The organism is Rhizobium sp. SJZ105 (genome assembly GCF_007828365.1).
Lineage (GTDB): Bacteria > Pseudomonadota > Alphaproteobacteria > Rhizobiales > Rhizobiaceae > Agrobacterium > Agrobacterium tumefaciens.
In genome coordinates this window covers 139,325-159,120 of sequence record NZ_VIUP01000004.1, presented here as the reverse complement: position 1 = coordinate 159,120, position 19,796 = coordinate 139,325, and the positions used below count along the sequence as shown (strand labels likewise).

Below are 19,796 nucleotides of genomic sequence, written 5' to 3'. Positions count from 1 at the left end.
AAAATGCAAAAGACCATCAATCTCTTTTACCGGATTCTCGAAATCATTCTCGTCCTGCTGCTCGCCGGCATGTCGATCATGGTCTTCGTCAACGTTGTCATGCGTTACACGATGAATTCCGGCATCAATATCTCGGAAGAATTGTCGCGATACTTCTTCGTATGGCTGACCTTCATCGGCGCCGTACTGACCTTCCGTGAAAACAGCCATATGGGCATCGAAACTCTCGTGATGTTCCTGTCGCGCCGCGCCCGTGTCGTGTGCATGGTCTTGTCGAACATTATCATTCTGGGCTGTTCCGCCATCTTCTTCTGGGGAACATGGAAGCAGTCTGCCATCAACGCCAGCATGCATGCGCCTGTCACCAAGCTGTCGATGATCTGGGTCTACGGCATCGGCATGTTCACCGGCGCCCTGATGTTCATCATCGCTCTGGAACGCCTCTACCGTTATGTGACGGGCCGCGTGACAGAGGATGAAATCGCCCAGTTCGCCGGCGAGAACCTCACGATCGAACAGCTTTCGGAGCGCTGATACCATGACACTTTTCGTTTTTGTCGGCTCTCTTCTCGGAGCCATGGCGATTGGCGTTCCCGTCGCTTTCTCGCTGATGTTCTGTGGCGTCGTGCTCATGTGGTACATGGGCATGTTCAACACCGCGATCATCGCCCAGAACATGATTTCGGGCGCGGACACCTTCACGCTGCTCGCCATTCCCTTCTTCATTCTGGCTGGCGAACTGATGAACTCCGGTGGTCTTTCCCGCCGCATCATCGACTTTGCGATTGCGCTTGTGGGCCATATCAGGGGCGGTCTCGGCATCGTGGCGATTGTCGCGGCCATCATCATGGCCAGCATCTCCGGTTCGGCCGCCGCCGACACCGCAGCCCTTGCCGCGATCCTCATCCCGATGATGGCGAAAGCTGGTTACAACATTCCGCGCTCCGGTGGCCTCATCGCTGCAGGCGGCATCATTGCCCCGGTCATTCCGCCTTCCATGGCCTTCATCGTCTTCGGCGTCGCCGCCAACGTTTCGATCACCCAGCTTTTCCTTGCCGGTATCGTACCCGGCATTCTGATGGGCATTTCGCTGATCATCGCCTGGCTGATCGTGGTCCGAAAGGATAACATCAAGCCGCTGCCCAAGACCTCGGGCAAGGAACGTCTGGTTGCCACGGTCCGCGCCGGCTGGGCGCTTGGCATGCCGGTCATCATTCTGGGCGGCATCAAGGCAGGCATCATGACGCCGACGGAAGCCGCCGTTGTCGCTGCCGGCTACGCTCTTTTCGTCGGCATGGTGATCTACCGCGAACTGAAGCCGGCGGATCTGTTCCACGTTCTTCTGCGCGCTGCCAAGAGCACCTCGATCATCATGTTCCTTGTCTGCGCAGCCCTCGTCTCCGCATGGCTAATCACGGCTGCGAACATTCCAAACGAAGTCGCCGGTTATATCGAACCGCTGATCGATCGTCCGATGCTTCTGATGGTTGCCATGATGGTGCTGGTCTTCATCGTAGGAACCGCGCTCGACCTGACACCGACCATCCTGATCCTGACGCCCGTTCTGATGCCCATCGTCAAGCAGGCAGGCATCGACCCGGTCTATTTCGGCGTCCTCTTCATCATCAACAATGCCATCGGCCTGATCACCCCGCCGGTCGGTGTCGTGCTGAACGTCGTCTCAGGCGTCGGACGCATCCCGCTCGGCAAGGTCACGATCGGTGTCTGGCCTTTCCTCGTTGCAGAAACCATCGTTCTGGCGTTGCTCGTGGTTTTCCCGGACATCGTGATGGTTCCGCTGCAGTACCTTCGTTAATCGCCACTTCTCAACCAAAATCCAAGGGAGGATATTATGAGAAAGCTTCTTCTGACCACCACGGCCATCGCTTTTGCGGTGGGCGCCGCAGCCCCGGCAATGGCTGAATTCAACAGCCGCAACATCCGCGTTTCGAACGGCATCAACCAGGACCACCCGGTCGGCAACGGCATCAAGGCCATGCAGGCCTGCCTCGACGACAAGTCGGGCGGCAAGCTGAAGCTGACGGCATTCTGGGGCGGCGCTCTCGGCGGTGACCTTCAGGCGACGCAGGCCCTGCGCTCCGGCGTTCAGGAAGCGGTTGTTACGTCCTCGTCACCGCTCGTCGGCCTGATCCCGTCGCTCGGCGTCTTCGACCTGCCGTTCCTGTTTTCCAACGCCAAGGAAGCCGATGCCGTGATGGACGGCGCCTTCGGCGACATGATGAACAAGAAGCTGGAAGAACAGGGCCTCGTAAACCTGGCCTACTGGGAAAACGGTTTCCGCAACCTCTCGAACTCCAAGCACGCCGTGAACAAGTGGGAAGACTTTTCCGGCCTGAAGGTTCGCGTGATGCAGAACAACATCTTCCTCGACACCTTCCAGAACCTCGGCGCCAATGCAACGCCGATGGCTTTCGGTGAAGTGTTCTCGGCACTTGAAACCAACGCGATCGACGCACAGGAAAACCCCTATGTGACGATCGACACCTCCAAGTTCTACGAGGTGCAGAAGTACATCACCGAGACGAACCACGCCTACACGCCGTTCCTCTTCCTCTTCTCCAAGCCGATCTTCGACAGCTACACGCCCGAAGAACAGACGGCCCTGCGCGAATGCGCAGTCGTCGGCCGTGACGAAGAGCGCAAGGTCATCCGCGAACTGAACCAGAAGTCGCTGGAAAAGATCAAGGCTGCAGGACTTGAAGTGAACTCGCTGTCTGCGGAAGAGCAGGCACGTATCCGCGAAAAGTCGATGGTCGTCTACGAAAAGCACAAGGCTGAAATCGGTGCCGACGTCGTTGACGCCGTTCTGGCGGACCTGAAGAAGATCCGCGGCCAGTAATCCTGTCTGGATAAAATTAAAACACCCGGAGGTCAGCCTCCGGGTGTTTTTGTTTATGCGAATACAGAAAAGAAAAAGGCTGCCCAAGCAGCCTCTTCCAGAAAATCAGGACGCCGTGCGGTTTTGCCGGTTGGCGATGAGATCTTCGACCACCGCGGGATCGGCAAGCGTCGATGTATCCCCAAGCGCGCCGAAATCATCCTCGGCGATCTTGCGCAGAATACGCCGCATGATCTTGCCCGAACGGGTCTTCGGCAGGCCCGGCGCGAACTGGATCTTGTCTGGCGTCGCAACCGGCCCGATCTCGTTGCGGACGTGCTTTACCAGCTCCTCGCGCAGCGCATAGTCGCCGCTCTGGCCCGCCATCAACGTGACATAACAATAAATGCCCTGCCCCTTGATGGCATGCGGGTAACCCACGACCGCCGCTTCCGAAACCTGATGATGCGAAACAAGTGCCGACTCGACTTCGGCGGTGCCGAGGCGGTGGCCGGAGACGTTCAGCACGTCATCGACGCGGCCAGTGATCCAGTAATAACCGTCCTCATCGCGCCGGCAGCCGTCACCGGTGAAGTACTTGCCCTTATAGGTCGAGAAGTAGGTGTCGACGAAGCGCTGGTGATCCCCGTAAACAGATCGCGACTGGCCCGGCCAGCTGTCGATGATGCAGAGATTGCCGTCGGCCGGCCCCTCCAGCACGTTGCCTTCGGCATCGACCAGCTGCGGCTGCACGCCGAAGAACGGCCTTGTCGCCGAACCCGGCTTCAGGTCCGTCGCACCCGGCAGCGGCGAGATGAGAATGCCGCCCGTTTCCGTCTGCCACCAGGTATCGACGATGGGGCTCTTGTCCTCGCCGACCACATGGTAATACCACTCCCACGCTTCGGGATTGATCGGCTCTCCCACCGTGCCGAGAAGCCGCAGGCTTTCGCGCGACGAACGCGTGACGAACTGGTCGCCCGCCCCCATCAGGGATCGGAGCGCCGTCGGTGCGGTGTAGAAGATGTTGACCTTGTGCTTGTCGATGACTTCCCAGAACCGTCCCTGATCCGGGAAGTTGGGAACGCCTTCGAACATCAGCGTCGTCGCACAGTTCGCCAGCGGCCCGTAGACGATGTAGGAATGGCCGGTGACCCAGCCGACATCGGCGGTACACCAGAAGACCTCCCCGTCCTTGTAGTCGAAGACATATTCATGCGTCATCGACGTATAGACGAGATAACCGCCCGTGGTGTGCAGCACGCCCTTCGGCTTGCCGGTGGAGCCTGACGTGTAGAGGATGAACAGCGGATCTTCCGCCCTCATCTTCACCGGCGGGCAATCCGGTTTCACCGTGGCGATTTCCTGATGGTACCAGATGTCGCGGCCGGGCGCCCAGCCGGTTTTGCCGCCGGTGCGGCGCACGACCAGAACCTTGTTGACGATGACATATTGCTTGGCAGCAATATCGATCGCCTTGTCGGTATTTTCCTTGAGCGGGATCGGCTTGCCGCCACGCACCCCTTCATCGCAGGTGATGACGAAGGTGGACTGGCAATCGACGATGCGGCCGGCCAGGGCTTCCGGCGAGAAGCCGCCGAACACGACCGAATGAATGGCGCCGATGCGGGCGCAGGCGAGCATGGCATAGGCCGCCTCGGGTATCATCGGCATATAGATGGTGACCCGGTCGCCCTTCTTGACACCATGCTTCTTCAACACGTTCGCCAGGCGGCAGACATAGTCATAGAGCTGATTGTAGGTGATCTTCTTGTCGATATAGGGATTGTCACCTTCCCAGATGATCGCCGTGCGTTCGCCATGCGTCTTCAGGTGCCGGTCGATACAGTTGTAGGAGACGTTCGTCAGGCCGTCCTCGAACCACTTGATCGGCACTCTTCCCTTGAAGGACGTGTTCTTGACCTTGGTATAGGGCTTGAACCAGTCGATCCGCCGGCCGTGCTTGTCCCAGAACTTCTCGGGATCCTCGACGCTCTCCTGATACCATTTCTGGTATCGCTCATTGTCGATGAGCGTGCGGGCTTTCGCCGATTTGAGCACGGGGTAGATTTTGGCAGACATGAACTCCTCCTGGAACCAGATATGGCTTGATATGCGCGACCTTGAGACTCCCACCTCAGGCATGTGTTGAATTCATAGCAGTTCAAATGCACACGGCAATTAGACAAAGGCATTTGTTTCGCAAAGAATTGCAATTATGATGCAATCCGGTTATAGAGCGCCAATATCCCGGAAATCAGTGGTTGATACCACGCCCGCGACCCCGGCGCGGACGGACAGAAGGACTGTATCTATGGCTCAACAATTGCTCATGCCAAAAGCTACGGCTGTATGGCTGGTAGACAACACCGCGCTGTCGTTCGATCAGATCGCCACGTTCTGCAAACTGCATCCGCTCGAAGTCAAGGCAATCGCCGACGGTGAAGCCGCGCAGGGCATCAAGGGTCTCGACCCGATCGCGACCGGACAGCTTTCCCGCGACGAGATCGCCCGCGCTGAAGGCAACCCGAACCACAAGCTCAAGCTTTCCGAGCCAAAGGTTCGTGTCCCGGAATCCAAGCGCCGTGGCCCGCGCTACACGCCGGTTTCCAAGCGCCAGGATCGTCCTAACGCCATTCTCTGGCTGGTCCGCAATCATCCTGAGCTGAAGGACGCGCAGATTTCGCGTCTTGTTGGCACCACTAAATCCACCATCGAGCAGATCCGCGACCGCACCCACTGGAACTCGGCAAACCTCACCCCGATGGACCCGGTAACGCTTGGTCTCTGCAGCCAGATCGATCTCGATCTTGAAGTTGAACGCGCATCGCGCGGCCGCCCGCTGCCGACAGCAGAAGAGCTTGGCAACACGCTGCAGCCGGCAACGGCGACTGAAGGTCTGGATTACAACTTCCAGCGCGACGAAGAAGAAAAGCAGATCGACGCGGACGCCGTCTTCAAGAAGCTCAGCTCGCTGAAATCGGCTCCGAAGGACGAAGACGAGGACGATCACTACTGATCGAAAGTCTTTCCGTTCATGAAAACCCGGCCGTCGTGCCGGGTTTTTTGTTTTCAGAGCTTCAGGGCATTTCCAGTAAACCGGCTATGCGCTTTTACCGGAAATGCTCTAGCGGGCACCGAAGATTGCCGAGCCGACACGCACGCTGGTGGCGCCGAATTCTATCGCCGTCTCGAAGTCCCCCGACATGCCCATGGAAAGCTTCTCGAGGCCGCATTGTCTGGCAAGCTTCGCCAGAAGCGCAAAATGCGGACCAGGATTTTCATCCGCAGGCGGAATGCACATCAGGCCCTCGACCGACAATTTCAGCTCGTCCCGGCAAAAAGCCACGAAGGCGACCGTCTCGCGTGGATCGATGCCGGCCTTCTGCGGCTCCAGCCCGGTATTGACCTGCACATAAAAACGAAGGCTGCGGCCCTGTTTGACGCATTCCTCGGAAAGCGCACGGGCGATCTTTTCCCGATCAACGCTCTGTACGACGTCGAACAGCGCAACGGCATCCGCCGCCTTGTTGGATTGCAGCGGCCCGATCAGGTGCAGCTCTATACCCGATGTCTTTTCTTTAAGCGCAGGCCACTTGCCCTGCGCTTCCTGTACGCGGTTCTCGCCGAACACGCGCTGGCCGCTATCGATCACCGGCTGGATCTCTTGCGCATCGAACGTCTTCGAGACGGCCACGAGAGAAACATCCGTCGCCTTGCGGCTGGACTTTTCCGCTGTCTCCGCTATGCGTTGCCTGACATCCTCAAGACGTGCTTCGATTTCCATCACAGGACCTCTATTTGAAACATTCTGAACGCTAACTAGACGCCGATTGCCTTGATGCCAAGCGGGTTTAGCACCATTTGAGGCACGCTGGCCAAGATTGAACGCCCGGAGGCCCCGCCAAACTTGACGCCCCGGTCGTTTCATGGTGAAGGTCAGCGCAAATTTTTCCCCTCGATACCCGGAATTCTAAACAATGGCCATCGAACGTTACAATCCTCGCGACGCCGAGCCGCGCTGGCAGCAGAAATGGAACGAAGACAAGGTTTTCGTGACCGACAACAGCGATCCGCGCGAGAAGTATTACGTTCTAGAGATGTTTCCCTACCCGTCGGGACGCATTCACATGGGCCACGTCCGCAACTACGCGATGGGCGATGTCGTTGCGCGCTACAAGCGCGCGCGCGGCTTCAACGTTCTGCACCCCATGGGCTGGGACGCCTTCGGCATGCCTGCCGAAAACGCGGCTATGCAGAACAAGGTTCACCCGAAGGACTGGACCTATCAGAACATCGCCACCATGCGTGGCCAGCTGAAATCCATGGGCCTGTCGCTGGACTGGACCCGCGAATTTGCGACCTGCGATGTGGAATATTACCACCGCCAGCAGGCGCTGTTCGTCGATTTCATGGAAAAGGGTCTGGTCTACCGCAAGCAGTCCAAGGTCAACTGGGATCCGGTCGACCATACAGTTCTGGCCAATGAGCAGGTCATCGACGGCCGCGGCTGGCGTTCCGGCGCGCTGGTCGAACAGCGCGAATTGACGCAGTGGTTCTTCCGAATCACCGATTTCAGCCAGGATCTGCTGGACGAGCTGGACACGCTGGATCAGTGGCCGGAAAAAGTACGCCTGATGCAGAAGAACTGGATCGGCCGCTCCGAAGGCCTGTCGCTGCGCTGGCAGACCGTTGCTGGCACAGTGCCGGAAGGCTTTGCCGACATAACCGTTTATACCACGCGTCCCGACACCCTGTTCGGCGCATCCTTCCTGGCAATCGCCGCCGACCATCCGCTGGCAAGAGAGCTGTCGGAGAAGAACCCTGATATTGCCGAGTTCTGCGACGAATGCCGCCGCCATGGCACATCTCTCGCAGCGCTGGAAACAGCGGAAAAGAAGGGTATCGATACCGGCGTCAAGGTCGTGCATCCGCTGGACCCGACGTGGGAACTGCCGGTCTATGTCGCCAACTTCGTGCTGATGGACTACGGCACCGGCGCGATATTCGGCTGCCCTTCGGGTGACCAGCGCGATCTGGATTTCGCCCGTAAATACGATTTGCCGGTGGTGGCCGTCGTTGCGCCGGAAGGCCCCGACGCTGCCAGCTTCACCATTGAAGACGTCGCCTTCACCGATGATGGCGTGATGATCAACTCCGGCTTCCTGAACGGCATGAACACGACTGACGCCTTTGAGGCGGTCGTGCAGAAGCTCTCTGCCCAGACGCTGGGCAACACGCCGCAGGCCGAGCGCAAGGTCAATTTCCGCCTGCGCGACTGGGGCATTTCCCGCCAGCGTTACTGGGGTTGCCCGATACCCGTCATCCATTGCGAAGTCTGCGGCGTAGTTCCGGTTCCGAAGAAGGACCTGCCGGTCAAGCTGCCCGACGACGTGACCTTCGACGTGCCCGGCAACCCACTGGATCGCCACCCCACATGGCGTCACGTTGCCTGCCCGCAATGCGGCCACGACGCACGCCGTGAAACCGACACGATGGACACATTCGTCGATTCCAGCTGGTACTACACGCGCTTCACCGCGCCTTGGGAAGATGAGCCGACGGATCCGAAGGCCGCAAACCACTGGCTGCCGGTGGACCAGTATATCGGCGGCATCGAGCATGCTATTCTGCACTTGCTCTATTCGCGCTTCTTCACCCGCGCCATGCGCGAGACCGGCCATGTCGGCGTCAAGGAGCCCTTCAAGGGCCTGTTTACGCAGGGCATGGTTGTGCACGAGACCTACAGCCACGGTGAAGGCCTGACCCGTGAATGGGTAGCGCCCGCCGACCTGCGCATCGAAGAGACTGACGGTGCCCGCCGGGCATTCCTCTTGTCCTCCGGTGCGGAAGTGAAGATCGGCTCGATCGAGAAGATGTCGAAGTCGAAGAAGAACGTGGTTGACCCGGATGACATCATCGCATCCTACGGTGCGGATACCGCCCGCTTCTTCGTCCTGTCGGATTCCCCGCCCGACCGCGACGTCATCTGGTCCGAAGCCGGTGTGGAAGGCTCAAACCGCTTCGTACAGCGCGTCTGGCGCATCATCGGCGAAGTTGCGACCGAGCTGAAGAGCGTCACGCCGAAGCCCGCGAGCGAGGGCGAGGGCCTGGCAGTATCCAAGGCGGCCCACAAGACGCTGAAGGCCGTTCAGGAGGATCTGGACAAGCTTGCCTTCAACAAGGCGATCGCCCGCATCTACGAACTGGTCAACGCGCTCGCAGCTCCGCTGGCGGATGTCGCGGCTGGTGGCAAGCCTGATGACGTCAAGGCGGCGGCGCGTGATGCCGTCGAAATCCTCATTCGCATCATTGCCCCCATGACGCCGCATCTGGCCGAAGAATGCTGGTCGGCGCTGGGCAACGAGGGTCTCGTCGCCCAGACGCCGTGGCCAACTTTTGTACCCTCGCTGGTCGAGGAAAACGATGTGGTCATGCCTGTTCAGGTCAACGGCAAGAAGCGCGGCGAATTGACAATCGCGCGCGATGCGGATCAAGATGCGGTCCGAGCGGCTGCCCTTGCGCTGGATGCCGTCAAATCCATTCTTGCCGGTGGCGAGCCCAAAAAAGTCATCGTGGTTCCGCAGAGGATTGTGAACATTGTTGTCTGACGTTTTTTCGAGATGGAGCCGCGTTGCGGCAGCAGTTTCCGTCGTGATGATGGCCGGTCTTCTGGCAGGCTGCCAGGTCCGCCCGCTTTACGGCGAGGCTTCCGGAACCAAGGAGAGACTGGCGGCTGTCAGCATCTCGAATGCCGGCGACCGGATAACGCAGGAAGTGCGCAATCAGCTGATCTTCCTGGTGTCCGGCGGTGCGGGTGAACCGGCTACGGCTCAGTACAACGTCAAGTTATCCGTAAGCTCGAGCGCCACGTCCACGGAAGTCGAGAACTACGATCTGACGACCCGTACCAACAGCAATTATAACGGCCCTTACCCAGGCCGTGTTGTGATGAACGGTAATTACGTCCTGACGCGTATTTCCGACGGCCAGATCCTGCGCTCCGCGCGGCGTAGCGTAACGGCGCAGGTGGATCTACCACAGCAGGAATTCGCCAAGATCAGGGCGATCCGCGACGCAGAAAACCGTGCGGCCCGGGAACTGGCTGAAATCATCCGTACCGATATCGCTGCCACCCTTGGCCGCTGAGAGCGGCGGCCGTGGCAGAGATAAAATCGCATGAATTTGAGCGCTTCGCCGAAAATCCGGCGGAGCGCTTTCGCATTTTCGTGCTCTACGGCCCGGATCGCGGCCTCGTGTCGGAGCGGGCCAACCTCATCGCCAAAAAGACCGGCATTGACCCGGATGACGCCTTTGCATCGTTGAAGCTGAGCGCATCCGACCTGCAGGGCGATCCCGGCCGCCTTCTCGACGAAGTGAACGCCATCGGCCTTTTCGGTGGCGAAAAACTCGTCTGGATCAAAAGTGCCTCGGCTGAAAAGGCGCTGGTGGATGCTCTCCAGATTCTGGCTGAGACGCCGCCCGAAGCTAGCTTTCTCATCATCGAGGCCGGCGACATTAAAAAAGGCACGGGCCTGCGCAAGATCGCAGAACCCGCTCGCTCTATCGCAGCAATCCCGTGTTATGCGGATGACGCCCGTTCGTTGAATGCGTTGATCGATCAGGAACTGTCTGCCGACAATCTGCGCATTGCCCCGGCCGCACGGCAGAGGCTGATCGAGCAGTTGGGCGGCGACCGGATTGCCTCGCGCAACGAGATCCGCAAGCTTGCGCTCTATTGCCGTGGCGCAGAGGTGATCGAGGAAGATGATGTGCTGGCAATCATCGGCGATGCCAGCACGGTTTCGGCTGACGACGCCGTCGATGCCATCCTGAAGGGCGACAGAAACGCCTTTTTCCACGCCACCCAGAAGATCGTCTCGTCGAAGACGCCGATCTTTCTCGTGCTTCAGGGATGCCTCAAGCAATTTCAGTTGCTGGATCAGATGCGCGCCGAAATGGATGAGAAAAAGCAGCAGGCCGGGCAGGTCATGCAAACGCTTGGACGCCACATCCATTTTCGCAGGAAACCGGTTATCGAAAGGGCGTTGCGAACCTGGCAGCCAGCGGCGATCGCCCGTGAGATGAACCGCCTGCAAGCGGCCATATTGCAAAGCCGCCAGCGCCAAAGCCTGGAAGACAGCGTGGCGCTTTTGACCCTGCTATCGACCACATTGCAATCAGGCCGCGGCGGATAACTCGCTGAACGTCGGCAAAAAGCCCTCACGCTGACGCTGCGAGGGCTTTTAAAATCATGATACCAAGGACACCAGTCGTTGAGAACTCAGTCGCCCTTACCCGGCTCGGCAGAGAAATAAAGCTCGAGCTTGCCTGTCACGCCATCCATTTCCTTGGCTTCCGGCAAGGGGTCGCGCTTGATGGTGATATTCGGCCAGATCGCCGCATATTCCGTATTCAGCTTCAGCCACTTGTCGAGACCCGGCTCAGTGTCGGGCTTGATCGCTTCGGCAGGACATTCCGGTTCGCACACACCACAATCGATGCATTCGTCAGGATTGATAGCGAGGAAATTTTCACCCTCGTAAAAGCAGTCGACAGGGCAGACTTCAACGCAATCGGTGTATTTGCAGCGGATGCAATTGTCGGTCACGACATATGTCATGATGAACTCCAGAATATGCAGGCCGGGTCTGTGGGCTTCGGAACACAAGCCGTCGCCCGGAATTCAGACAGGGCAATTTTGCAAGTGAGGTAATGCCTTTGCCTTCAGATAGCAAGGATAAACAATTCTGAAAAACCGCTAAGACTTGAAGGTTTATTCTATTCTTTGTTTCCGTCGCTGTCCGACAGGAACCTGTCGAGCGCCCTGCGCTCTTTTTTGGTGGGGCGACCGCTTCCCGGCTGACGTATCGCCTGCTCCAGCGGGCTCAGCCTGTCGGAAGGCTCGCGCGGCGGCGTCAGATCGTCGTAGAGAAGTTTGGCCTCTTCATAGGGTCCGCGCCGCTCGCCCCCGGATTTGACGACAAGCACCTTGTCCATGCGCTCGAAACCGATATCGAGCCTGTCACCGGCCTTTACCAGATGGCTGGGCTGGCGAATGGAGACACCGTTGACCTTGACCTTGCCCGACTGAATGTAACTCTGGGCAAGTGAACGGGATTTGGCCATGCGGGCAAAGAACAGCCACTTGTCCAGACGCTGACGCGTGCTTTCGAGTGGCTGTTCGTTGCTCCCCATAGCTTACTTCTTCAGCTGCTCCTTGAGAGCAGCAAGCTTGGCGAAGGGCGAGTCCGGATCGATCGGCTTTTCCTTACGCGGCGGCTTGGCTTCGAAACGCTGCTGACCCTGCGGTTTCCCGCCACGGTCGTTGCGGTCCGGCCTGTCCTTGCGCTCCCCGCGGTCCTGACGATCATTATTGCGGTTGTTGCCACGGTCGGGACGTCCGCCATCACGCTTGCGCTCGCCGTCACCGCCACGATTGGCAGCCTCGCGATTTGCTCCGTCACGATTATCGCGACGGCCTTCGCCACGACGTTCACCCGGTTCGCGTGGCGCCTGATCGCGACCCTCGCCACGGCCTTGACCGCGGTTGCCGGGACGACGGTTTTCACCACGCTGGTTTTCGTTGCGACCACCCGGACGCCAAAGAAGAACAGGCTTCGGCTCGGCAGCCTCGGCGCTTTCCGTCGGCGCAGCCTCGCTAACAGCAGCCTCTTGGCCCACAGCTTCCGCAACCGGCGCTTCTCCAGCAGCTTCGACAGTCGTCGTCTCGGAAACCTGCTCTTCCGAAGTCGGTTCCTCGTGTTCGGTCTCTGCGCTCTCGTCTTCCGTCACCGCTTCAGAAGCGGCCGGAGCGGCAGCACCGGTCTGGTTGGCGAGGAAGGCCTGCGCCTCTTCCGCCGTTACCTGATCGGCACGATAACCGAGACCCTTGAGGATTTCTTCCATGTCGTCGAGCGTTGCGCCGAGAATGGAAAGCATCGCGGTCGTCGTCGTGAAACGGCGGCCGTCATAAGCGCCTTCCGGACGCGGCTGCTGACCGGGCTTCCACTGCAACAGCGGACGGATGAGATCGGCCAGACGCTCGAGAATGTCGATACGCACGGCGCGCTTTCCGAGGAAACGGAAACCGGCGAGCTTGTAGAACATCCGCTCGAAGGTCGGGTCCGTCACGACAGAGGTGCGACCGGCGGCCAGCACCGGAATGAGATCGCCGTAACCCGGCTTGCCGAGACCATCGTTCTTCAGCGCCCAGAGCAGCGTGACAAGCTCCGCCGGAGCTGGCTTGAGAAGCGCGGGCAGGAAGACGTGATAGGCGCCGAAACGCACGCCGTAGCGGCGCATGGAGGCACGCGCATCCTGATCCAGCGACTTCACGTCTTCGGTGACGTCACGGCGGAACAGGACACCGAGATTTTCGACCAGCTGGAACGCCAGCCCCTTCGCCAGACCCTGAAGGTCTTCGGCGCGCGAAATATCGTCCAGCGGCTTCAGCACGGTCGCAATCTGATGATTGACGAAACGTTCGACGCGCGCCAGCGCATGATCGCGGGCATTGCCGCTCAACTGCTCGTCGGCAAAGAGGATCACGCGCGGCTTCATGATATTGTCGCCTGCCGAAAGGCGGGCCACCGGTTCGCCCAACCAGCGAACCAGACCATCGGAGCTCAAAGCGAGATCACCGTTTCCGCTGGCGTGCAGACGCGCGGCACGCGCCTCGTATTCGAGCGCGAGCGCCTTCTGCGCAGCAGCCTGCACGGCCTTCTGATCCGGCCCTTCCATTCCCGGCACCGGCGTGAACCGGAACCCGGCCAACTGGCCGACGTGATGTCCTTCTACGAAGACATCACCATTTACACTGATTTCAGCTTCAAGCATCGCATTCTCTCTCAGGCGCCTCATGAGCACAGATGTCCTGCGATCAACAAAGCGTTTCGTCAACCTTTCATGTAGAGCATCGGACAATCGATCTTCGATTTCCCGCGTCTTTTCTTGCCAGTGTGTCGGATCGGCAAGCCATCCTGGGCGGTTCGATACATAAGTCCATGTTCTGATCTGCGCAATCCTTGCAGACAAGGTATCGATCTCTCCATCGGTACGATCGGCGCGGCGCACCTGTTCGCCCATGAAATCTTCGTTCACCGTGCCACGTTTTACCAGATCGAAATAGAGCGTTGAGATCAGATCAGCATGTTGAGCGGGCGCAATGCGGCGATAATCCGGAAGCGCGCAGGCCTCCCAGAGTTTTTCCACCCGCGCCTCCGTCGTCGCCACGTCTATGATTTCAGGGTAGCGCGACAGATATTCGAGCGCCTGCTGGTCGATCGCCGGCAAGGCCCGTGACAGTCCCTGGATCGCCGGGGCGGCTTCGAGGCTCAGACGCAGATTGGTGATGGAGGAAAAATCGAAATTTTTCGTCCGCCATTGCAGCACCTTCACCGAGTCGAACTGATGGGTTTCGATACGCTCCACCAACTCGTCGTCAAATGGATCGACACGCCCCGTCACGCCAAAGGTGCCATCGCGAAGATGGCGGCCGGCGCGGCCGGCGATCTGGCCGATCTCGCCCGGATTGAGATTGCGGAACTGATAGCCGTCGAACTTGCGGTCCTGCGCAAAGGCGACATGATCGACATCAAGGTTGAGACCCATGCCGATGGCATCCGTCGCCACGAGATATTCGACGTCGCCGGACTGGTAGAGCCCCACCTGGGCGTTGCGCGTACGCGGCGAAAGCGCGCCCATCACAACGGCTGCGCCACCACGCTGGCGACGCACCAGCTCGGCAATGGCATAGACCTCTTCCGCCGAAAAGGCGACGATTGCCGTGCGTTGCGGCAGGCGGGTTATCTTCTTCTGGCCCGCATAAAAAAGCTGCGACAGGCGCGGACGTTCGACCACGGTAATTCCCGGCAGCAGCTTTTCGAGGATCGGGCGCATCGTGCCCGCGCCCAGAAGCAGCGTTTCCTCCCGCCCGCGCAGATGCAGCACGCGGTCGGTAAAGATATGCCCGCGCTCCAGATCACCGGCCAGCTGCACTTCATCGATGGCGACGAATGCGGCCGTTGTCTCGCGCGGCATGGCTTCCACCGTGCAGACGGAATATTTGGCTTTAGGAGGGGCGATCTTTTCTTCGCCGGTTATCAGCGCCACATTCGGCGCGCCCACCTTTTCGACAAGACGGGTATAGACCTCACGCGCCAGAAGGCGCAGCGGAAGGCCGATGACACCGTTGCCATGTGCCACCATGCGCTCGATGGCGTAATGGGTCTTGCCGGTATTGGTGGGGCCGAGAACGGCCGTGACACCGCGGCCGCTCAGGATCATGGGGCGAAAATTCAACGTACTATCCGTGAATCGACTTCATCTGCTTGCTGTACCGCCCGCCATTCACTGATACGGGCCGCACACGCAACACACATGGCAACGCCCGCCGACAAAGGCAATAGGCCTTGTCCGCAAAGTGGTAACAGGTCCTTCCCCGCCGGAATTTTCCTTTTTGATTCAGATACTTGAAATATTAAAAAGAATCCGGCGAAACCGGAATTGATTCGGATACGGAACAGTCTGCGAACGAATCGAATACGAATCGCTGACTCCAATGGATTCAGCTTTTGTTCTCCGCAACATCTGGTTGGCAGATGCCTGCCCTATACCAGATTGTGAATCCGGGTAAGCCTTGTCCGGATTCAGCTTTGCGGCACCGGCTTCCGGCGGAAAATACCGCAATCGACTGTCAAGCGGCAATCGCTGGAAAGCCGCTCCGGCACAGGCGGGAACGGCAGTATCAGAGCGCCTCGCCGGCAAGCAGGCGCGGCGCGCCCGCATCTGTCGTACCGGCAGCCTGACCGATGAAATAGGATTTCAGACCCGGCAAACGATCGACTACACCCAGACCGAAATCACGCATGACGCGAATGGGACCGACATCATTGGAGAAAAGCCGGTTCAGCACATCCGTCGTCACACCCATCCGCAACGTGTCGAAACGCCGCCAGGACTGGTAACGATCGAGAACGTTGAGAGAGCCGATATCAAGGCCGAGACGGTCGGCCTCGACCACGGTTTCGGCCAGTGCCGCAACATCCTTGAAGCCGAGATTGAGGCCCTGACCGGAAATCGGGTGAATTCCATGCGCCGCATCGCCGGCAAGTGCAAAACGTGGCGCGACGAAGGAACGCGCCAGCGTCAAGCCCAGCGGAAAGGCGCGACGGGGACCGACGGGACGGACCGGACCGAGCTTGTGGCCGAACCGGCGTTCAAGTTCCTCCTCGAACACCAGATCGTCGGCAGCAACCAGCCTGTCGGCATCGGCCGTACGTTCGGTCCAGACAAGCGAGGAGCGGTTCCCTTTCAAGGGAAGCACGGCGAAAGGCCCCGACGGTAAAAAATGTTCCTCCGCGCAGCCCTCATGCGGCCGCTCGTGTTCAACGGTGGTGACGATCCCGGACTGATCGTAATTCCAGTGCACGGTTTTTATTCCTGCCATATCCCGCAAAGCCGAGCGGACCCCATCGCAGGCTATGAGCAGTCGCGCCTCAAGCGACGAGCCGTCGGAAAGTGAAATAGCCGTCGATTGCGGGCCGGCGGAAAAGCCGGAAACACTGAGACCATGGCGGATTTCGACGCCGAGGCGCTCACACAGGCCTCGCAGCGCACCCACCATCGCGACATTCGGGACCATATGAGCGAAGGGCCTGCCCTCGTCCACCGCGCCATCAAATGTCAAAAACACCGGGCGAACCGGATCGGCGGTCTTCGAATCGGTGACGATCATCTTGTGGATCGGCTGGGCCTCCGGCTCGATCTCGTTCCATATGCCGAAAACGTCGAGCATACGCGTGGCCGCCGCGATAATGGCGGAGGCGCGGACGTCCTTCTTCCAGACATCCTCGGGAGCGGCTTCAACCACCTGCACATTAAGATGTCCGGCTGCCTGCTTAATTGCGACAGCAACGGAAAGGCCGACATAACCGCCGCCTGCCACCACCACGTCCAGCATCGCGCTTCTCCTCAAATCTTGTGCACGCATCATCGGCGCACTATAGACCATGTGACGTCTTCCTACAGCCGGAGCAGGCCGAAAAAATGTCGCATCCCTCGCAAACGTCAGATCCGATGGCCAATCTGATCTCCACACTCGATCTCGAGAAGCTGGAAGAAAACCTGTTTCGGGGTGAAAGCCCGCAAATCGGCTGGCAGCGCGTTTTCGGCGGCCAGGTCATCGCGCAGGCATTGATCGCAGCTCAACGAACCGTGGATGACGACCGTTTCGTTCATTCACTGCATTCCTATTTCATGCGCCCCGGCGACCCGCTGGTGCCCATCCTCTACCAGGTGGAACGCATTCGCGACGGTGCAAGCTTCTGCACACGGCGCGTGGTCGCCATCCAGCATGGCAAGGCGATTTTCTCCATGTCGGCGTCGTTCCAGATCGTCGAGGACGGCTTCGATCATCAGATAAGAATGCCGGATGTGACGCCGCCCGAAAGGCTGATGAGTGAAGATGAGATGCAGGCGGCCTTCCTCGCCAACGCACCCGCTTCGATCCGCAAATACTGGAGCAACAAGCGCCCGATAGAGATCAGGCCGGTTTCGCTGACCCACTATATTTCGAAGGAAAAGCTGGAACCGCAGCAGGATATCTGGGTTCGCGCTGTCGGCAATGTGCCTGACGATCCACGTTTCCAGTCGGCCATTCTCGCTTATCTCTCGGATATGACATTGCTCGACACGTCGCTCTATGCCCACGGAACGACGATCTTCGATCCGGCCATTCAGGTGGCGAGCCTCGATCACGCCATGTGGTTCCACCGTCCCTGCCGGCTGGACGACTGGCTGCTCTACACGCAGGACAGCCCCAGCGCCTCGGGAGCACGCGGTTTGACCCGTGGCAATATTTTCACCAGACAGGGTGAACTGATCGCCTCCGTCGCACAGGAAGGTTTGATCCGCAAAAGGGCAAATGCTTAAATAATGCGCTTTTTTAAAAAATCGCACATTTAATAGACGAAAATTGCGCCACCCAATGCCCGTTTTTCAGACGCCTGTCATATAATTTTTATATTTCAATAACTTAGAGGCCGCATCAAAACTGGCACGCCCCTTGAATGTATGTCCGTAGTCGCTGTTACTGATCTGCCAGCGCGAGGAGAGTCGGCTCCGTGCCGAGGACAAACAAAGGATGGGAAACCAGATGAAAATTGTGATGGCCATTATCAAGCCGTTCAAGCTGGATGAAGTGCGCGAAGCGCTCACCGGCGTCGGCATCCAAGGCCTGACCGTGACCGAGGTAAAGGGTTACGGACGCCAGAAGGGACATACCGAGATTTATCGCGGCACGGAATATGCGGTGAGCTTTCTTCCCAAACTGAAGATCGAGATCGCGGTTGCATCAGACGTCGTAGACAAGGCTGTCGAGGCAATCGCGTCGGCTGCAAAAACCGGGCAGATCGGCGACGGCAAGATCTTCGTCTACTCTATCGAACAGGCCGTGCGCATCCGTACCGGCGAAACCAACACAGAAGCGCTTTGAAGCACGGCTGACAGGGAGTTTTCTAGCTATGCAACTCAACAAGTTTTCAACGCTCGGCAAACTGGGTGCCGGTGTGGCAGCCCTGATGGCCCCGGCAATCGCCTTTGCGCAGGATGCCGCGCCGGCAGTAGCAGCGGCGGCCCCCGTTCCGGAAAAAGCCGATACCGCATTCATGTATGTCGCGACGATCCTCGTGCTTTTCATGATCATTCCGGGTCTCGCCCTGTTTTATGGCGGCCTCGTGCGCACCAAGAACATGCTCTCCGTTCTCATGCAGTGCACGGTCATCGGCGCGGTCATGATGCTCGTCTGGGTAATCTACGGTTACTCCTTCGCCTTCGGCGGCGGCACCGGCCCGTATTTCGGTGGTTTCGGCAAGCTGTTCCTGTCCGGCGTTTCGCTTGACAGCACCTCGGCAACCTTCTCCCAGGGCGTCGTGATCTACGAATACACCTTCATCGCCTTCCAGATGACCTTTGCGGCCATCACGCCCGCGCTGATCATCGGTGCATTCGCGGAACGCGTGAAGTTCTCGGCAGTCATCCTGTTCACCATCCTGTGGGCCACCTTCGTCTACTTCCCGATCGCTCACATGGTCTGGGACGCGAATGGCCTGATCTTCGGCATGGGCGCTCTCGACTTCGCCGGCGGCACCGTCGTCCACATCAATGCCGGTATCGCCGGTCTGATCGGCGCGATCATGGTCGGCAAGCGTACTGGCTTCGGCAAGGACATGATGGCCCCGCACTCCATGACGCTGACGCTGGTTGGCGCAGCCATGCTGTGGTTCGGCTGGTTCGGCTTCAACGCCGGCTCCAACCTCGAAGCATCTGGCGGTGCGGTTCTTGCAACCATGAACACCTTCCTCGCCACTGCAGCAGCCATCGTTTCCTGGTCGCTGGTTGAGAGCTTCACCCGCGGCAAGGCTTCCATGCTGGGCGCAGCTTCGGGCATGATCGCCGGCCTCGTCGCCGTAACGCCTGCGGCCGGTTCTGTTGGACCCATGGGCGCTATCGTTCTCGGCCTCATCGTCTCGCCGATCTGCTACTTCTTCGTCTCGGTTGTGAAGAACAAGTTCGGCTACGACGACACAGCTGACGTCTTCGGTGTCCACGGCATCGGCGGCATCATCGGCGCCCTCGGCACCGGCATCTTCACGTCTCCGCTGCTTGGCGGCACGGGCAAGGCGGACTTCTCCATCTCCTCGCAGCTTTGGACGCAGTTCGTTGCCGTCGCCATCACCATCGTATGGTGCGCAGTCGTCTCGGCAATCCTCTACAAGATCGTCGACGTGATCGTTGGTCTGCGGGTTCCGGTCGAAGCGGAACGCGAAGGTCTCGACCTTGCGACCCACGGCGAAGCCGCCTACCACTCCTGATATCCGGGAAAAGGGGTTCTCCATCCCCTCTCCCAAAAGAAGGCCCGCTTCGGCGGGCCTTTTCTTTGCCGCAAATCCGGAAG

The 19,796-nt window shown here is 59.1% G+C and carries 16 protein-coding genes; 10 read left to right on the top strand and 6 right to left on the bottom strand.

The genetic code is table 11. From position 1 onward, the window contains the following. Positions 1-3: 3 nt before the first annotated feature. From FB593_RS15655 to FB593_RS15645, 3 genes are read left to right on the top strand one after another with little or no spacing between them, the layout of a single operon-like run. A complete protein-coding gene (locus FB593_RS15655; protein WP_112290139.1) occupies positions 4-534 on the top strand; it encodes a TRAP transporter small permease in 531 nt (176 codons plus the stop codon). A gap of 4 nt (positions 535-538) precedes the next feature. Further along, positions 539-1,816, top strand: a complete 1,278-nt coding sequence (locus FB593_RS15650; protein WP_019566002.1) for a TRAP transporter large permease — start codon at positions 539-541, stop codon at positions 1,814-1,816. A 36-nt stretch (positions 1,817-1,852) separates the two neighbouring features. Then, positions 1,853-2,860, top strand: coding sequence for a TRAP transporter substrate-binding protein (locus tag FB593_RS15645; protein WP_003516523.1), 1,008 nt, complete (start codon positions 1,853-1,855; stop codon positions 2,858-2,860). Between the two features lie 105 nt (positions 2,861-2,965). On the opposite strand, the gene acs is transcribed toward FB593_RS15645, so the two are convergent. Beyond that, positions 2,966-4,921: an acetate--CoA ligase gene (gene acs / locus FB593_RS15640; RefSeq protein ID WP_003516521.1), complete on the bottom strand. Its 1,956-nt coding sequence runs from the start codon at positions 4,919-4,921 to the stop codon at positions 2,966-2,968. A 232-nt stretch (positions 4,922-5,153) separates the two neighbouring features. On the opposite strand from acs, the gene FB593_RS15635 reads away from it, so the two are divergent. Then, positions 5,154-5,858: a DUF1013 domain-containing protein gene (locus FB593_RS15635; protein ID WP_003516519.1), complete on the top strand. Its 705-nt coding sequence runs from the start codon at positions 5,154-5,156 to the stop codon at positions 5,856-5,858. A 108-nt stretch (positions 5,859-5,966) separates the two neighbouring features. On the opposite strand, the gene FB593_RS15630 is transcribed toward FB593_RS15635, so the two are convergent. Then, positions 5,967-6,626, bottom strand: coding sequence for a YggS family pyridoxal phosphate-dependent enzyme (locus FB593_RS15630; RefSeq protein WP_112751800.1), 660 nt, complete (start codon positions 6,624-6,626; stop codon positions 5,967-5,969). Between the two features lie 193 nt (positions 6,627-6,819). Here FB593_RS15630 and leuS point away from each other — a divergent pair, with 193 nt between their 5' ends. Genes leuS through holA form a run of 3 tightly spaced genes read left to right on the top strand, consistent with a single transcriptional unit; the run spans position 6,820 to position 11,037 of the window. Continuing rightward, positions 6,820-9,450, top strand: a complete 2,631-nt coding sequence (gene leuS / locus FB593_RS15625; protein WP_003516514.1) for a leucine--tRNA ligase — start codon at positions 6,820-6,822, stop codon at positions 9,448-9,450. A 46-nt stretch (positions 9,451-9,496) separates the two neighbouring features. After that, positions 9,497-9,988: an LPS assembly lipoprotein LptE gene (gene lptE, locus FB593_RS15620; protein WP_003516512.1), complete on the top strand. Its 492-nt coding sequence runs from the start codon at positions 9,497-9,499 to the stop codon at positions 9,986-9,988. Positions 9,989-9,999: 11 nt separating this feature from the next. Next, positions 10,000-11,037 (top strand): DNA polymerase III subunit delta, encoded by a 1,038-nt coding sequence (gene holA / locus FB593_RS15615; protein WP_111799147.1) that lies wholly within the window; start codon positions 10,000-10,002, stop codon positions 11,035-11,037. A gap of 86 nt (positions 11,038-11,123) precedes the next feature. On the opposite strand, the gene fdxA is transcribed toward holA, so the two are convergent. The 4 genes from fdxA to FB593_RS15590 form a co-directional block, all read right to left on the bottom strand. Continuing rightward, the gene (fdxA, locus tag FB593_RS15610) at positions 11,124-11,462 is read right to left on the bottom strand and encodes a ferredoxin FdxA (RefSeq protein ID WP_003516508.1); all 339 of its coding nucleotides are present in this window, start codon (positions 11,460-11,462) and stop codon (positions 11,124-11,126) included. 158 nt (positions 11,463-11,620) lie between these two features. Next, positions 11,621-12,037, bottom strand: a complete 417-nt coding sequence (locus FB593_RS15605; protein WP_003516506.1) for an RNA-binding S4 domain-containing protein — start codon at positions 12,035-12,037, stop codon at positions 11,621-11,623. Positions 12,038-12,040: 3 nt separating this feature from the next. Further along, positions 12,041-15,127, bottom strand: coding sequence for a helicase-related protein (locus FB593_RS15600; protein WP_065662956.1), 3,087 nt, complete (start codon positions 15,125-15,127; stop codon positions 12,041-12,043). Positions 15,128-15,587: 460 nt separating this feature from the next. Then, complete coding sequence (locus FB593_RS15590; protein WP_414896261.1) at positions 15,588-16,940, bottom strand: ubiquinone biosynthesis hydroxylase; 1,353 nt, start codon at positions 16,938-16,940, stop codon at positions 15,588-15,590. Between FB593_RS15590 and tesB the strand changes: the two genes are divergently transcribed. The 3 genes from tesB (at position 16,889) to FB593_RS15575 (ending at position 19,713) form a co-directional block, all read left to right on the top strand. Further along, on the top strand, positions 16,889-17,773 hold the full coding sequence (gene tesB / locus FB593_RS15585) for an acyl-CoA thioesterase II (RefSeq protein WP_112290141.1): 885 nt from the start codon (positions 16,889-16,891) through the stop codon (positions 17,771-17,773). The two genes, FB593_RS15590 and tesB, sit on opposite strands and share 52 nt — an antisense overlap. Positions 17,774-17,984: 211 nt before the next feature. After that, complete coding sequence (locus FB593_RS15580) at positions 17,985-18,335, top strand: P-II family nitrogen regulator (protein ID WP_019565993.1); 351 nt, start codon at positions 17,985-17,987, stop codon at positions 18,333-18,335. Between the two features lie 28 nt (positions 18,336-18,363). Next, positions 18,364-19,713 (top strand): ammonium transporter, encoded by a 1,350-nt coding sequence (locus FB593_RS15575; protein ID WP_003516494.1) that lies wholly within the window; start codon positions 18,364-18,366, stop codon positions 19,711-19,713. Positions 19,714-19,796 lie beyond the last annotated feature (83 nt).

What these genes read in the sequence shown, in the direction of transcription:
- FB593_RS15655 (WP_112290139.1), top strand. Translation starts at nt 4, where the DNA reads ATGCAAAAGACCATCAATCTCTTTTACCGGATTCTCGAAATCATTCTC.
- FB593_RS15650 (WP_019566002.1), top strand. Translation starts at nt 539, where the DNA reads ATGACACTTTTCGTTTTTGTCGGCTCTCTTCTCGGAGCCATGGCGATT.
- FB593_RS15645 (WP_003516523.1), top strand. Translation starts at nt 1,853, where the DNA reads ATGAGAAAGCTTCTTCTGACCACCACGGCCATCGCTTTTGCGGTGGGC.
- acs (WP_003516521.1), bottom strand. Translation starts at nt 4,921, where the DNA reads ATGTCTGCCAAAATCTACCCCGTGCTCAAATCGGCGAAAGCCCGCACG.
- FB593_RS15635 (WP_003516519.1), top strand. Translation starts at nt 5,154, where the DNA reads ATGGCTCAACAATTGCTCATGCCAAAAGCTACGGCTGTATGGCTGGTA.
- FB593_RS15630 (WP_112751800.1), bottom strand. Translation starts at nt 6,626, where the DNA reads ATGGAAATCGAAGCACGTCTTGAGGATGTCAGGCAACGCATAGCGGAG.
- leuS (WP_003516514.1), top strand. Translation starts at nt 6,820, where the DNA reads ATGGCCATCGAACGTTACAATCCTCGCGACGCCGAGCCGCGCTGGCAG.
- lptE (WP_003516512.1), top strand. Translation starts at nt 9,497, where the DNA reads ATGATGGCCGGTCTTCTGGCAGGCTGCCAGGTCCGCCCGCTTTACGGC.
- fdxA (WP_003516508.1), bottom strand. Translation starts at nt 11,462, where the DNA reads ATGACATATGTCGTGACCGACAATTGCATCCGCTGCAAATACACCGAT.
- FB593_RS15605 (WP_003516506.1), bottom strand. Translation starts at nt 12,037, where the DNA reads ATGGGGAGCAACGAACAGCCACTCGAAAGCACGCGTCAGCGTCTGGAC.
- FB593_RS15600 (WP_065662956.1), bottom strand. Translation starts at nt 15,127, where the DNA reads ATGATCCTGAGCGGCCGCGGTGTCACGGCCGTTCTCGGCCCCACCAAT.
- tesB (WP_112290141.1), top strand. Translation starts at nt 16,889, where the DNA reads ATGTCGCATCCCTCGCAAACGTCAGATCCGATGGCCAATCTGATCTCC.
- FB593_RS15580 (WP_019565993.1), top strand. Translation starts at nt 17,985, where the DNA reads ATGGGAAACCAGATGAAAATTGTGATGGCCATTATCAAGCCGTTCAAG.
- FB593_RS15575 (WP_003516494.1), top strand. Translation starts at nt 18,364, where the DNA reads ATGCAACTCAACAAGTTTTCAACGCTCGGCAAACTGGGTGCCGGTGTG.